Raw genomic sequence first — 14,881 nt, forward strand, 5'->3', positions numbered from 1 at the left:
TCTTGATATGCTAAGGAATAATACCTAAGTAAATGTATCAAATTTTCTGTAATTACAATATCTGCTGTAGAATAAAAATGGAGGTTACAAGTTAATTTAACATATATAGCATAAAATTTTAGTTTATTTCATTAATTTTCAGATATATTAAAAATATTGACATATTATTGAAAACATGTTAAATTTGTAACAATAAGATGTTAATATATGTAAAGTTTGTTTTTATATACATGTGTATTGGGCACATATTACATCTTGGTTAAAACATAAAATTGGAGGTACTCAAAAATGAAGAAAATAAGATTATCTATGTTATTAGTAATTGCTCTGTTTATAGCTTCGAGCATTTCAGCTTTCGCCTGCACTTATACTGTATCTGTATATCGCAGTAACACGGCGACAACTTATTATTATAAAGATGGCACAACCTCGACCACATATAGTTGGGACAATTCAAACTATCATCCTAACATCTATTATTCGGAAACCCGTTATGGGTATACACATAGTGGTGTACTACCAAGTTATGCTACATCATCAGGTCCTGTAAGTACTTACTACCCTACAAATCCAGACGCTGTTAATTGGATTAAATATACGGTTAAAACATATACTACAAATTATAGAGGCAGTATAAGTAACTCTGTATGTAGTACAGCAAGGTAGAAAAATAAACCATGGACCTAATACATATGTGTATTTTTTGATAGAGGAGTGCTTGAAGAAATGCGAAAGAAAATATGTTTGATTTTTTTAGCTATGCTTCTGGTTTTTACTTGTGGATGCAATGAAAAGTCACAAGATACTATATTAGATTCACAGTCAAATACTTCTGTAAAGCAATTTACTGAAACCCAGCTGAAAAATCAAATCCCAGAAGGTTATACTATTGAAAAAATTCTCAAGGAGACCTCTGATGGATTTTATACTCTTTGTTTCAACTTTAATAAACCTAATGAGCTACATGATCATAAAGATGAAACTCAGAATAATCATAATGATGAAATTCACAAGCGAAACGGAATTTTCTTTATAAGCAAGGATAAAAACAAGACCATCTGGACAGGGAATTGTGAAGCAGCAGCTATGGATTCAAATAATCAGTTTTATATACTTAGAGAGGAAGAAAGAGAGAATGCTAAAGAGTTTATTTTATATAAATATGACGAACATCTAAATGTAGATGATACATTGATGCTGAAATCACCTCCTAAAGAACATTCTGTGCGGGTTAACGATATTTTTGTATATTCCGACCGTATTGCTATTATAAGAACAGGAGGGCTACAAATTTTTAACTTAACAGGTAAGCTTCTTTTTGAAAAAAGTTATAAAAACATAAATAATTATACTTCTGATGATAGTAACCTGTATCTAACTGAATGGCCTGTTTATGGAGGCGATACTAACAGACTTTTTCAATTTGATGTTTTTGAACTTAAGGAGAAATGGTCTGCCGATATACAGCTAATTCAGGATCAAATTAAGGGCCTATCCTACAATACATATGACTCAAGCCTGTATCTTATTTTGAATAATCAATTGATGAGCTGTAATAAAGGCAAACTATCAAAGGTTTGCAATTTTTTAGATTACAAGAGCGGCAAGCTTATATCAAATGCTATAGTTTCAAATGATGAAGCTCATTTCACAAGCTATCAGCAATTGTTGTTCCAAAATAAGGATAGCTTTTTACTACTTTTATATTCTATTGAAAATAATCTAATGTTTTCATATTCACCTGCTAGCAAACAAGAAGTCACTCAACCAGAGAACTTAGTAAAAGTACTACTGCCCACGCGTAATAATACGCTTGAGATGGTAGCAGCCAGATTTGAAGACAAAAATGCTGATACAAAAATTCGCTTTGACTATTTTAAAGAAATCGGTGATTTAAGTCAGCCAGATTTCATACAATTTATGAATCTGAAAGTCTTATCTGGAGAACAGAACTGGGATATAGTACCCATTATTTTTCTGCCTTACTGGCAATATATCCAAAAGGGTGTTCTTGCAGATCTAGATTCGCTTGATAAAAACCACGAACTCAGTAATTCTGATAAGTACTATGTTAACTTGATTGATGGTTGTAGAATAAATAATAAGCTTTATTATTTACCAATATGCATAACATTTCCATCATTTATACTTGACACAACAAATAAAAACGCAGACATGATTATACAGAAATCAAAAGCTTGGACATGGGCAGAGCTGGAACGAGAAATATCTTCTTGGCAGAAAGACAGCAAACCATTTATAAAGAATCCATTGTATAATGATACTGTAATTTCAACAATGATTTATCAACCATACATATCTGCTTTTTTTACTGGAGAAAAAAAGGAACTGGATGTGAAGCTATTTGAAGAATGTATGACATTCTTATCGAGTTTTGAAAAAGCTGGATTGTATGCTGAAAAAAATCAGGTTGGAGAACTAATGCCTTCGCTGGAAACTCATTGGTCTATGTTTCGTGATGGTCTTATTCCATTTTCGGAAAATATTAGAGTAATTCCAGTGCCTACTTTAGAGGCAAGTAAACGACAAGCATTTAATATTCAGGAAGCTTATGCCATTAATTCCCATAGTTCTAATCCCACCGAAGCCTTTGAGTTTCTAAAATTTTTAGCACAAGACAGTTCATGGGGTTATCCAGGAGCTATTGTAAAATCAGATAGAGAGTATATTATTGATAGTTTGGCTAATCAATTACAAACTTCATCTGAAAAAATAATCCCATTTGTAGATTCATTCCTAGCTGCTAAATCATCTTTGAATCATGCCAACTACTTTGACCAGCAAGCGGCTAGAATAGTATCTGAAATTGTTGAACAGTTTAAAAAGGGTTTGATTTCTAAAGAAGAAGCTGCTAATGATATTTCACAAAGGGTTTGGCTCTATGCAAATGAATAAAAACTTAATTTGCACAAAAAACTATTGGAGGAAAATTCATGATACATAGCCGTAAATGGTTGATGCTATTACTTTTTCCAGGACTAACAGGGTTTATCTTTTTTTGGGTATACCCTGTTTTGTCTGGTATTTATATAAGTATGACTAGTTATTTAGACGGAGGAAAGTTTGTTTTTTTACATAATTACATTAAATTATTTGAAAATAAAGTATTTATAAAGGCGCTTTTAAATACATTTACCATTACTTTTATTGGAGTCGCACTTATTATGGTAAGTTCATTTATAATTGCGTATTATATATATGAAATATTTAAACTTCGACGATTGCTTAAGGTCGTTCTCTTACCCCTTGCAGTTGCCACTGTAGCCATATCATTTGTATGGGAAACACTATTTAACGTAAATGGTAACATAAATAAACTTTTGACTGATGTCCTTGGATTGTCAGCGATAAATTGGCAGTCAGGCGCTTGGGCTTTTGTACCCATATTACTTCTGTATATTTGGAGGTATATTGGAATTAATATAATTGTATTTGTTGCGGCACTAAATACTATACCTTCAGAAATGAGCCAGGTTTTTTTACTGGATAGTAAAAGCAATTTAAAACGAATATATTATGTAATTATCCCAAGCGTTATACCTCAAGCCATATTTGCTTTTTTCATATCCCTTATGTATTGTCTATGGTTGTCACAAGATATTTTTACATTATGGAAGGATTATCCGCCTGAACAGCTGTACTTACTACAACATTTTATTACAAACAGCTTCCGAAAACTGAATTATGAAAATGCTGCAGCGGCTTCGACAGTGCTTATTGTTATTGTAGGTGTTATATTAGCGCTATTGAGAAAGTTGGAGAGGAGGTATGATATTCAGTGAAGAAGGTTAGTAAACGTATTGTGAGTTATATATTGTGTATTATATTATGTTCAATAATAATATATCCAATAGTATTCATTGTGTCATGTTCTTTTCGTAGCAGCCAGGAACTAAATAATTTGACAAACTTATTAAGTTTATTTCCAAAGAAATTTTCATTTGAAGCATATGAAGTAATACTATATAGCTTTCGCTTTCAGTCTGGATTAGCATTTTCTCTACTGTATGCTATAAGTATTACATTCATGCAATACTTGTTTGGAATTTCAGGTGGATTTGTATTGGCAAAATTCAGATTTAAATTTAAAGACGTTCTTTATTATATTATTATCTTGTGTATGATAATACCCTTTAGTGTAATAGTTTTACCCCAGTATATGCTATTTAAAAACTTGGGGATTTTTGATAGTGTGTTGGCAATTATCTTACCAGGAGGTTACGGAGCTATGGGGTTTTTTTTCTATTGTCAGTTTATAAAGCAAATACCGAATGATATACTTGAAGCTGGTCAAATTGACGGGGCTTCCCCCTTGGTACTGCTTAAGAAGATATTGGCTCCAATGCTGAAGGATTGTTCGCTAGCATATTTGGTAATTTGTTTTTGCACAAACTGGAATGCAATAGATCCTGCTATTGCATTCATTCGTACAACTGACATCCAACCTCTTTCTATTGCTCTAAAAGAAGCTTTTATTAATGCTCCAGAAGTATTTTTTGCTCCAGCTGTATTGTACATGATTCCCCCAGTGTTAGTATATCTTTTCTTTTCAGAGGAGCTTGTTAGAGGGTTATCGTTTGAAATTTCAATAATGAAAGGTGCTTCCAATGAAACATAAAAAGGTATTATATATTACCCTATCAATACTGCTTATGCTAACTATTTTAATTATGCCTACAGTAGTATGGCAATTCATGTTAAAGGTAGAGACACGTACAGTTATTTCCTTGACAAAGGAAGGCTCCTTACTTCCGAAGTCGGTAGTCCAGCAGGGAGATAATCCTTGCGTATTTCAATTGGTTTCTAATCAGAGCTTTTGGACTGACGGGTTTATAGCCAAGCGCACTGAAGTAAAAGTAATAAAAGTCGATGAGGATTCCGTTATGGTAGCTGAAAAGTTTCATCCTTCACAAGAATTAGTTGTTTTGGGAAAGTATGATCTATATGATGGAATTCATGTTAGAAGATCTAAATAAATGGTATGCTAAATATCAACCTTTCTAGCTATTATTTTTATTATACTATCCTCACATTATACTTCCTGAACCAATAATCTAGCTGAATTAGCCAAGCAATAAGCTGCGGTCTGCCCATTAACTGTCCATACCAAGTAATGTTGCTGCTAGACTGCAGTATAGTGAGAGTATCTGAGTGAATTATATCTCTCAAAATGGATTTTGGATTAGAAATGGTTTCTTGAAACATTTTTATTATAATAGATTCATATAAAGGATTATGAGTTTTTGGATACGGACTCTTTTTCCTGTGTAATATTTTTTCTGGAAGGTATTGACTCATTGCTGCTCTTAAAAGTGACTTTTCAACTCGGTTTTTATATTTAATACTCCAAGGTACATTGAAAACATACTCAAGAATTCTGTGGTCTGAGAAGGGAACTCGAACCTCTAATCCGTTAGCCATAGACATGCGGTCTTTACGCTCTAATAGTGAAGTCATGAACCACTTAACAGAAAGCCAGGTTGCTATTCTGCTAGTTTTCATACTTTCTTCTTCATTTTTGACTAAAGGACATTCGTTTTTACTATCAAGATACATTTGTTTTATATAGTCAAGACCCTCTTTTGGCTTTGCAAAGTCCGAATTAAAGAAAAACACTCTTGATTCAGGATCATGAATCCAAGGGAAAAAATCTCTATTGAGCATCTCTGATTTATAGAACCAAGGATATCCTCCAAACACTTCATCGGAACATTCACCACTTAAAGCGACAGTATGGCGTTTTTTAACCTCACCACAATAGTATAACAAAGAGGAGTCTATATCGGCCATACCTGGAAGGTCTCTGGAAATTACTGCGGTTTGCAAGAGGTCTGCTATTTTCTGTTGGCTTACAGACAGCACTTTATGATCTGTACCAAGATAATTAGCTAGCCATACTGCGTATTCATCATCGCTGTCAGGCTGGAAACTAGTTTTTGTGAAATGCTTTTTATTTCCTTCATATTCAAAGGAATATGATGAAAGTGGCGCTTTAGCTTTTTCGTTACAACTAAGAGTTATGTTATCTGCGTTATAAAAATCTGATTTTTGATTACAAGACATTGCTACAGAAGTAATAATAGAAGAATCCAAGCCGCCTGATAGAAATGTACATAAGGGAACATCAGAAACTAACTGCCTGTTGATAGCATCGGTTAAAAGGAATCTTGTTTTTTCTATAATAGTGTCTTCGCTATCCTCTAGAGTATAGGCTTCTAAGTCCCAATATTTATATAGATTTAAGCCGTCTTTATTAAATATTCCATGGTATCCTGGAGATATCTCAAGTATATTTTTAAAAATTCCATTATTTGTAGGGCGCATTGGGGATAAATAAAGGAGCTGCCATATACCTTCGCTGTCAATTTCTGCTTTAACTTGAGGATGCTTTAAGATAGCCTTAATCTCAGAGGCAAAAATAAGGCTATTTCCTAATAAAGTATAGAAGAATGGTTTGACACCCATTCTGTCTCTAGACAAATAAACCTGCTCGTTTGCACTGTCGTATACAGCAAAGGCATAAATACCATTTAGTTTTTCTGAACAGTTCTTACCCCAAACAGCATAAGAGTACAGTACAACTTCTGTATCACAGTGGGTTTTGAACACAACGCCACAGTTTATAAGTTCCTGCCTGAGTTCATCCGCATTATATATTTCTCCATTATAAATTATTGTATACATCTTACCTTCAAAGGTAACAGTCATAGGTTGTAATCCATTTTCAACATCAATTATTGATAATCTGTTATGTGAGAAGCATACAAAATTATTCCTAAAATAACCATTTTGATCAGGCCCTCTGTGAGCCATGGTTTTGTTCATCTCATTTAGTACTTCTTGAGCAACATCTATTGTAGAGTCTTTAAAATTAATAATTCCTAAAATAGAACACATGAAAATTCCCCCAGAAAAATACTTGTCTGTTAAATAAAAGAGACAATAAACATCAATGACGCCATTGTCTCTTTTATGTACTATAAATTATATGTGGATTGCAGGAGATTTGTGCACATTTAAGAAAAGTTTTATAATGCCTAACATAAAAATGGAATATTTGCTGTTTAACCAAAAAGGGCTATCTGACCATTATCAGACAGCCTTTTTGGCAATTTTTTATTAAGCATTTAAGGGAGAGAACTTTTTACTAATTTGTATTAAAACAAATAGTATTATATATTAAACAAAAGTTCTGCATATGTTGGGAATGGATAAATAATTCTAGGAATGATTGCTTCTAGTTTGTCGGCATCAGTCCTTAGATTTTCCATTGCTGCAACTACTGATTTTGAATACTGCTCTGCTTGACTTAAAAGGTCTGATGAATCATCAGCTGCTTTATTCAAAGCCTTTTTAAGTGCTGCAATATTTGAAGTAAAGGAACTTAACACTGATGAAAGTTCTTTAAGAGCAGTGGATTGAGCAGAAATTTCAACTGGCATACCTGTTGTTTTTACGGAATTAATAGTATCTGCCAACTCCTTGCTATATTTAAATGCAGAAGGAAGAATCTCAGTTTTAGCCATAGAAAGCATAGTCAACGCTTCAATGTTAATAGTCTTGATATAGTTCTCAAGAAGTATTTCATATCTGGATTCAATTTCTGATTTACTCAATACTCCATGCTTAACAAATACTGCTACATTTTTATCCTTTATAAATGTTGGAATACATTCAACCGTTGACTTGAGGTTCAATAATCCTCTGCGTTCTGCCTCTTCAACCCATTCCTGTGAATAGTTATTTCCGTTGAAAATGATACGTTTGTGATTCTTTACAGTATCTGAGATTAGAGCACATATTTCAGCTGAAAGATCACTAGCAGATTCAAGTCTTTCTGCAAATTGCTGCAGAACTTCAGCAACAATAGTATTTAATACGAAGTTGCAGCCTGCAATTGAAGAAGAAGAACCTAGCATTCTAAATTCAAACTTGTTACCAGTAAATGCAAAAGGTGATGTTCTGTTACGGTCTGTACTATCCTTTGGTAGATTTGGCAGGGAAGCTACCCCTGTTTCAAGCATACAAGAATAGTTCTTTTCCTTTGCTTTTCCGTTTTCCATTTGAAGAAGAATATCTGTCAGCTGATCTCCTAAAAATATAGAAACGATAGCAGGAGGTGCTTCATTTGCACCAAGTCTATGGTCATTTCCTGCTGAGGCTACTGACAAACGTAGTAAATCCTGATAATCATCAACTGCTTTGATAACAGCACAAAGGAAAATTAAGAATTGAGTGTTATCATGTGGTGTTGAGCCTGGTTCTAGCAGATTTTGACCCTCATTTGTGGACATAGACCAGTTGTTGTGCTTTCCTGAACCATTAACGCCTGCAAATGGTTTTTCGTGTAACAAGCAAGTCAGATTATGCTTGATAGCTACCTTTTTCATTATTTCCATAGTTAATTGATTATGATCAGTTGCAATATTTGAAGTTGTAAAAATAGGAGCAAGCTCATGCTGTGCAGGTGCAACTTCATTGTGCTTAGTTTTTGCTGCAATACCAAGCTTCCACAACTCGGTATCTAAATCTTTCATATAGTTAGATATTCTTTCCTTGATGTTTCCAAAATAGTGGTCCTCTAATTCTTGACCCTTTGGTGGTTTAGCACCGAATAAAGTTCTGCCTGTAAAAATTAAGTCTTTGCGTTTACTCCACAAATCCTTGTCAACTAGGAAGTACTCTTGTTCAGGTCCTACAGTAGTAGTTACTCTTGTAGCAGAACTTCCAAATAGCTTCAATATTCTTAAAGCTTGCTTGTTTAATGCCTCCATTGAACGTAGTAACGGAGTTTTCTTATCAAGAACTTCGCCTGTGTAGGAACAGAATACAGTTGGAATATACAGAGTTCCGTCCTTAACAAAAGCTGGTGAAGTACAATCCCATGCTGTATATCCTCTTGCTTCAAAAGTAGCTCTTAAGCCGCCTGATGGGAAAGAAGAGGCATCAGGTTCACCCTTAACTAAGTCTTTACCTGTAAACTCCATAATTACTTTTCCATCATCAGTAGGTGAAATAAAGGAATCGTGTTTTTCAGCAGTAATACCTGTCATTGGCTGGAACCAATGTGTAAAGTGTGTTGCTCCTTTTTCAATTGCCCAATCTTTCATAGCACTAGCAACGATTTCTGCAACAGACTCATCAAGAGCTAAACCCTCATCAATTGTTTTCTTAAGTGATTTGTAAGTAATCTTTGGTAAACGAGCTCGCATTGTTGCAAAGTTAAATACATTGCATCCATAAAAATCAGTAACATGTTTTTCCATAATAACCCCTCCTTATTTGTTAAAAAAAGTTTGCTAAAAAGTATCAGACTAAATATTGTCTGTAATTAATATTTCCAAATTTTAGTATTAAAAAAAGACATTCTGCTCCCATATTTATTTTGGGGAGTGAAACGCCTTTGTTTCAAAAAATATATTTTATTATACACACTAACTTTCACCAACAAGCAGTATAGGTTAGTAGCAGTATATTTAAGGTGCCAGCCTTGACAAGTCTCTTGGGAATAATGATGCTTCTCGGACATTTTGTTGATTGAGAAGTTTCATCAACAACCTTTCTAGTCCTATTCCAAGACCACCATGAGGCGGCATTCCATACTTATGAATCATTAAATAGGATTCAAATTCATCTGGATCTAAATCTTTATCCTTCATTTTTTGAACCTGCTCTTCATATCTGTGTATTCTTTGACCTCCAGTAGTGATTTCAAGCCCTCTGAAAAATAAGTCAAAGCTTAGTGCATAGTCAGGCTCTTCTTTATCATCCATTGCATAGAAAGGACGTTTTGAAGAAGGAAAGTGGGTGATAAATACAAATTCGCTATTGTATTCTTTTTTTATATACTCGCTAATAGCAAGTTCTTCATCAGGTTCAAAGTCATAGAAATTTTTAATTTTGTGACCTGATTCCTTTAATATTGATTTGGCTTCCATAAATGTGAGAGCAGGAATAACATCAATTTTTGGCAAATCTACGTTTAATAGTTTTAGTTCTGGGCTATAATTGGTTTCTAGTTCGTTCATAACTGCACGAAGCATGCTTGTTTCCATTGCCATTACATCATACATATCATTAATATATGCCATTTCAAAGTCCAAGCTTATATATTCATTTAAATGCCTTGATGTATTATGCTTTTCTGCTCTGTAAACGGGAGCTATTTCAAAAACTCTGTCAAATACACCTACCATAGTTTGCTTATAAAATTGGGGACTTTGGGCTAAATAAGCCTTGTTGCCAAAATAGTCCATTTTAAAAATATTAGCGCCGCCTTCAGCTCCTGTTTTTACAATTTTTGGAGAGTGTATTTCTGTAAAGCCGTTAGCAAGCATATGGTTTCTAAAGCCTGAGACAATTCCTTCTTGAAGCTTGAAAACAGCTCTTTGCCTATGATTTCTCAATACATAGGGGCGATTTTCAAGATTAGTTTCCAAAGAAATGTTCAATCCTTTTTTATTAATGCAAATAGGCATTTGAGCATATGGGGTGGACAGAACTGTAATATAATTTATATGCAGTTCAAAACCGTTTTCAGCCCTTGCATCTAGTTTGACAATTCCAGTGACTCTAACAGTAGAATTTTCTTGAATAGAACTTAATTCAAAATCACATTTTAGGGGATCGAAAACACATTGAACTAAATGCCTAGCAGTTCTAAGAATAATAAATGCAAAGCTTCCCATATCGCGGATTCGGTAAACAGAGCCGCTTAGTGTAAGTTCAGAGCCATTTTGTACACTATCAGGACTAAATGGTTTCGATGTGGAACTTTGTATTGATATCATAGACTATATACCTCCTTTACGTTTGTCTAATTCCTTTTGAAGGATTTCCTTTATTAATTTTGGGTTTCCTCTACCAGCTAAGGCTCTTGAACATTGACCCATTAAGAAGGCAAAGGTCTTTTCCTTACCACCGATAAATTCTTCCACTGCCTTTTCATTTTTTGATAATATTTCTCTTATTGTTTCTTCAACTTCACTACTGTCATTTATAACTTTATAACCCTTTTCAGATACGATGACCTCAGGAGTTTTGCCTGTATCAAACATTTCTGATAAAACTTTTTTAGAATTAGCGGAGGTTACTTCCTCATTTTCAATCATTTTTATAAGCCTGCCCAAAACATTTCCACTAAAGGGAATATCCTCTGGTGATAATTTACGGTCATTTAATATGCGAAGTACTTCAACAATTATAAAATTAGAGGCAGACTTGGGGTTTCCGCATTCATCAGCTGCACTTTCAAAAAAGTTAGAAAGATTAACCGATGTAAGAAGAAGTGAAGCATCTGTTTCATTTAAACCAAAATCAACAGTATATCTTTGAAATTTTTTGTCTGGAAGTTCAGGCATTGAATTTCTAATTGCTTCGATTTCTTCCTTTGTAAATGTTATAGGTACAATGTCAGGTTCTGGGAAGTACCTGTAATCATGAGCATCCTCCTTGCTTCTAAGAGATTTGCTCTCGCCTTTATTGTCATCCCATCTTCTGGTTTCCTGTGTTATTAATATTCCTTCCTCAAGAAGTTCGATTTGTCTTTGGATTTCGCTATCAATAGATCTTGCAATAGCTTTCAAAGAGTTTATGTTTTTCATTTCAGTTCTTGTGCCAAGTTCATCTGTTCCATAAGGTCTAACCGATACATTAACATCAGCTCTAAGTGAACCCTCTTCCATACGGCAATCGGATATACCCGAGTACAGCAGCATCAAACGAACCTTTTCCACAAATTCTTTTGCTTCTTCAGATGAGGATAAATCCGGTTTAGTAACAATTTCAATAAGTGGAACTCCACATCTATTGTAGTCTGCAAGACTGTACTTACCAAACCCATCGTGAAGTAGTTTCCCAGCATCTTCCTCTAAATGAATTCTCTCAATTCTTATAAATTTTTCACCATCAGGTGTATTTATTGTAAGACCACCGTCCTTACATATAGGCAAATCAAATTGCGATATTTGATAAGCTTTTGGTAAATCAGGATAAAAATAATTTTTTCTATCCAGCTTAGAAAATTCATTTATTTGGCAATTAAGCGCTAACCCAGCTTTAATGGTGTATTCTACAGCCTTTTTATTAAGCACTGGAAGAGTTCCAGGCATTCCTGTACATACGGGACAGCATCTTGTGTTTGGTTCTCCGCCAAAGCTTACTGGACAGTCGCAAAATATTTTTGATTTTGTAGATAATTCACAATGTATTTCAAGACCTATAGTAGGTATATATTTCATGATAGTTGTGTTCATGCTTTTTATTTAAAATATTATTTAAATATGGCATGAACTCGGCCCTCCTTTTCTACTTATTATGCTTCTGCAAGCCACGATACTTAAACTTGGTGTTGAAATTTGCTTTTACATATAAGAACTCAACAAATATAATATTTATGCTATATAGCCGGTACTCGTAAATTTATTTTAAAATCAGCCTCAAAAGCTGCTGCAGCTTTAAATATTTCATGTTCTCCAAGGGGTTTACCTGTAAAGGATAGGCCTATTGGCAGTCCATTGGTGTCATAGCCGCTTGGAACAGATATTGATGGCAATCCTGCTATATTTACAGCAACAGTATAAATATCAGCCAAGTACATGGTTAGTGGGTCATTTGTATTTTGACCAAGCTTGAAAGCAGTTTCTGGAGCAGTAGGATGCAGAATAATATCGTATTTAGTAAAAGCATCCTCAAAGCCTTTGCTTATTAAGGTTCTAAGTTTTAGTGCTTTCTTATAGTATGCGTCATAGTATCCAGAGGCAAGAGCGTAAGTTCCTAATAATATACGCCTCTTGACTTCTTTTCCAAAGCCCTCTGCTCTTGAGCGACCTAATAAGTCTTGATAGTTTTTGCATTTATCAGCTCTATAACCATATTTTACGCCGTCATATCTTGATAAATTTGAACTTGCCTCAGCAGAAGACATTAGGTAATATGCTTGAATAGCATATTTTAGTGAGGGCATTGAGAATTCTTCAATTTTTGCACCCAGCTTTTCTAAAGAAGCTATTGAATTATATAAAGATGCTCTTACTTCGCTATTTAAACCATCTGTCAGATATTCCTTGGGTAAACCGATTTTTAAATTCTTAATATCAATATCTTCTGAAACAGAAGAACTATATGACGAAGGGTTTTTATAGCTTAAGGATGTTCCATCTTTTGAATCATATCCTGCAATACTGTCTAATATTATTGCACAATCCTCCACAGTCTTCGCAATAGGGCCGATTTGATCAAAGGAGGAAGCAAAGGCAATTAAACCGTATCTTGAAACCAATCCATAGGTTGGCTTCATACCAACTACGCCGCAAAATGATGCTGGCTGCCTTACTGAGCCTCCTGTATCTGAGCCCAATGAACCAAGAGCTAGAGATGCTGCTACTGAAGCAGCAGAGCCACCCGAAGAGCCACCTGGAACTCTATCTAAATCAAAAGGATTTTTTGTTATTTTGAAAGCTGAATTTTCAGTTGATCCACCCATAGCAAATTCATCTAAATTGGTTTTGCCTAAAATAACAGCATTATGGGCGATAAGTTTATCAACAGCAGTGGCCGTATACGGAGCAGTAAAATCCTCTAACATTTTGGAGGCACAGGTTGTTTTTGTACCTTCAATGCATATATTATCCTTTATGCTAAGTGGAATTCCGCAAAGAGCGGAACTGTTACCACTATCAATTAACTTTTGTGCTTCTTGCGCCTGTAAAATAGCATTATCCTCGCATATGGAAAGGTAAGAACCAATTTGGTCATCTAGTTGTTTGATTCTATCTAGATACATATTTGTAAGTTCTACAGCACTTATTTGCTTAGTGTCAAGAAGCTTTCTACTATTGCTTATAGTAAGTTTAGTAATATCCATTGCTATATCCATGTCATACATTTCAAACAATACACCGATTGAAATTACATGGACTGGCACCTCCTCCGTATAAATTTAAACTTTCAAATAATTAATCAATCATTTTAGGTATTGCAAAGCAATTGTCAATTCTATGTTTAGAGTTAGATAGAATTTTATTGCAATCTGAAGGTGTTCCGGGAATATCTTCTCTCATATTATTTGTCATATGAGAGATATGCTCAGTAGCATCTATATTATCAGTATCAATATCTTTAATGGTATCCATCAAACCAATGATATTCTCCATATCCTTTGCAAGCGATTGCATCTCGTCGTTATCAAGTGAGAGTTTTGCTAGTGACGATATATATTTAATGTAGTCATTATTAGAATTTGTCATATGAACCTCCTTAGCTTACTTTGTGTATAAAAATAATGGTAAAGCTATTTTGTGGAGAAAATCTCCGTGTTATTAGGAATAGTTATTATTTTTTTCATCAAACAACATTATTTAATGTAGCAAGATAAGAAAATGTCCTCTATTTCTTTATGTAGTGTATACCCATGTGGCTTTCAGTTGTTGAGAATATCTTATTCCTTGCTAACTCGCCTCTTATATAATGAAATTTATCTACAATCTTATTTGTAATTTTTATTTACAATTCTTATTTATAATTGTATAATTTCATTTTTTAATAAAGATCAAGGGTGTTTAAAATAAAAAAGCTGTACCAATAAAACATATATAATGTTTATTGACACAGCGCCTTTGCTGCAAATCTTTAATTTACAATTATTATATTATACATCTTGCAAATTTGCAAGAGTTTTTTTACATAAATTCATAAATTTTTTTTCGATAATAGATATACAATTGAATTTATAAGGCTTAATTGATATTTGTATTATAATACTACTAATATGCAGTAACAATAAAATGCAGGATTTTAAAATTAAAATTGCAAAAAACTCTTGACGAATTAAAAGATTCTTAGTAGAATAGTAAATGAACAT

11 protein-coding genes are annotated in these 14,881 nt (G+C 33.8%); 5 read left to right on the forward strand and 6 right to left on the reverse strand.

Going from position 1 to position 14,881, the window contains the following annotated elements; all coding sequences use genetic code 11:
- Positions 1-288: 288 nt before the first annotated feature.
- The 5 genes from EHE19_RS04690 to EHE19_RS04710 all read left to right on the forward strand — a co-directional run bounded on the left by EHE19_RS04690 (position 289) and on the right by EHE19_RS04710 (position 4,997).
- A complete protein-coding gene (locus EHE19_RS04690; RefSeq protein ID WP_137698159.1) occupies positions 289-666 on the forward strand; it encodes a hypothetical protein in 378 nt (125 codons plus the stop codon).
- A gap of 60 nt (positions 667-726) precedes the next feature.
- Positions 727-2,916, forward strand: a complete 2,190-nt coding sequence (locus EHE19_RS04695; RefSeq protein ID WP_137698158.1) for an extracellular solute-binding protein — start codon at positions 727-729, stop codon at positions 2,914-2,916.
- Between the two features lie 38 nt (positions 2,917-2,954).
- Positions 2,955-3,803, forward strand: coding sequence for a carbohydrate ABC transporter permease (locus tag EHE19_RS04700; RefSeq protein WP_137698157.1), 849 nt, complete (start codon positions 2,955-2,957; stop codon positions 3,801-3,803).
- Positions 3,804-4,048: 245 nt separating this feature from the next.
- Entirely contained in the window at positions 4,049-4,639 is a 591-nt protein-coding gene (locus EHE19_RS04705; protein WP_244648382.1) for a carbohydrate ABC transporter permease, read from the forward strand.
- Complete coding sequence (locus tag EHE19_RS04710) at positions 4,629-4,997, forward strand: efflux RND transporter periplasmic adaptor subunit (RefSeq protein ID WP_137698155.1); 369 nt, start codon at positions 4,629-4,631, stop codon at positions 4,995-4,997. The genes EHE19_RS04705 and EHE19_RS04710 overlap by 11 nt, the downstream gene beginning before the upstream one ends.
- A 40-nt stretch (positions 4,998-5,037) precedes the next feature.
- On the opposite strand, the gene asnB is transcribed toward EHE19_RS04710, so the two are convergent.
- The 6 genes from asnB to gatC all read right to left on the reverse strand — a co-directional run bounded on the left by asnB (position 5,038) and on the right by gatC (position 14,267).
- Positions 5,038-6,918: an asparagine synthase (glutamine-hydrolyzing) gene (gene asnB / locus EHE19_RS04715; RefSeq protein WP_137698154.1), complete on the reverse strand. Its 1,881-nt coding sequence runs from the start codon at positions 6,916-6,918 to the stop codon at positions 5,038-5,040.
- A gap of 275 nt (positions 6,919-7,193) precedes the next feature.
- The gene (locus EHE19_RS04720; RefSeq protein ID WP_137698153.1) at positions 7,194-9,287 is read right to left on the reverse strand and encodes a glutamine synthetase III family protein; all 2,094 of its coding nucleotides are present in this window, start codon (positions 9,285-9,287) and stop codon (positions 7,194-7,196) included.
- 210 nt (positions 9,288-9,497) lie between these two features.
- Positions 9,498-10,811, reverse strand: a complete 1,314-nt coding sequence (gene aspS, locus EHE19_RS04725) for an aspartate--tRNA(Asn) ligase (RefSeq protein ID WP_137698152.1) — start codon at positions 10,809-10,811, stop codon at positions 9,498-9,500.
- Positions 10,812-10,814: 3 nt separating this feature from the next.
- Positions 10,815-12,260: an Asp-tRNA(Asn)/Glu-tRNA(Gln) amidotransferase subunit GatB gene (gene gatB, locus EHE19_RS04730; protein ID WP_137698151.1), complete on the reverse strand. Its 1,446-nt coding sequence runs from the start codon at positions 12,258-12,260 to the stop codon at positions 10,815-10,817.
- Between the two features lie 158 nt (positions 12,261-12,418).
- A complete protein-coding gene (gene gatA / locus EHE19_RS04735; RefSeq protein ID WP_137698200.1) occupies positions 12,419-13,885 on the reverse strand; it encodes an Asp-tRNA(Asn)/Glu-tRNA(Gln) amidotransferase subunit GatA in 1,467 nt (488 codons plus the stop codon).
- A gap of 91 nt (positions 13,886-13,976) precedes the next feature.
- Complete coding sequence (gatC, locus tag EHE19_RS04740; protein ID WP_137698150.1) at positions 13,977-14,267, reverse strand: Asp-tRNA(Asn)/Glu-tRNA(Gln) amidotransferase subunit GatC; 291 nt, start codon at positions 14,265-14,267, stop codon at positions 13,977-13,979.
- Positions 14,268-14,881: the final 614 nt, after the last annotated feature.

The sequence above is a fragment of the Ruminiclostridium herbifermentans genome, assembly GCF_005473905.2.
GTDB classification, from domain to species: Bacteria; Bacillota; Clostridia; order Acetivibrionales; family DSM-1351; genus Ruminiclostridium; species Ruminiclostridium herbifermentans.

What these genes read in the sequence shown, in the direction of transcription:
- EHE19_RS04690 (WP_137698159.1), top strand. Translation starts at nt 289, where the DNA reads ATGAAGAAAATAAGATTATCTATGTTATTAGTAATTGCTCTGTTTATA.
- EHE19_RS04695 (WP_137698158.1), top strand. Translation starts at nt 727, where the DNA reads ATGCGAAAGAAAATATGTTTGATTTTTTTAGCTATGCTTCTGGTTTTT.
- EHE19_RS04700 (WP_137698157.1), top strand. Translation starts at nt 2,955, where the DNA reads ATGATACATAGCCGTAAATGGTTGATGCTATTACTTTTTCCAGGACTA.
- EHE19_RS04705 (WP_244648382.1), top strand. Translation starts at nt 4,049, where the DNA reads ATGCAATACTTGTTTGGAATTTCAGGTGGATTTGTATTGGCAAAATTC.
- EHE19_RS04710 (WP_137698155.1), top strand. Translation starts at nt 4,629, where the DNA reads ATGAAACATAAAAAGGTATTATATATTACCCTATCAATACTGCTTATG.
- asnB (WP_137698154.1), bottom strand. Translation starts at nt 6,918, where the DNA reads ATGTGTTCTATTTTAGGAATTATTAATTTTAAAGACTCTACAATAGAT.
- EHE19_RS04720 (WP_137698153.1), bottom strand. Translation starts at nt 9,287, where the DNA reads ATGGAAAAACATGTTACTGATTTTTATGGATGCAATGTATTTAACTTT.
- aspS (WP_137698152.1), bottom strand. Translation starts at nt 10,811, where the DNA reads ATGATATCAATACAAAGTTCCACATCGAAACCATTTAGTCCTGATAGT.
- gatB (WP_137698151.1), bottom strand. Translation starts at nt 12,260, where the DNA reads ATGAAATATATACCTACTATAGGTCTTGAAATACATTGTGAATTATCT.
- gatA (WP_137698200.1), bottom strand. Translation starts at nt 13,885, where the DNA reads ATGGATATTACTAAACTTACTATAAGCAATAGTAGAAAGCTTCTTGAC.
- gatC (WP_137698150.1), bottom strand. Translation starts at nt 14,267, where the DNA reads ATGACAAATTCTAATAATGACTACATTAAATATATATCGTCACTAGCA.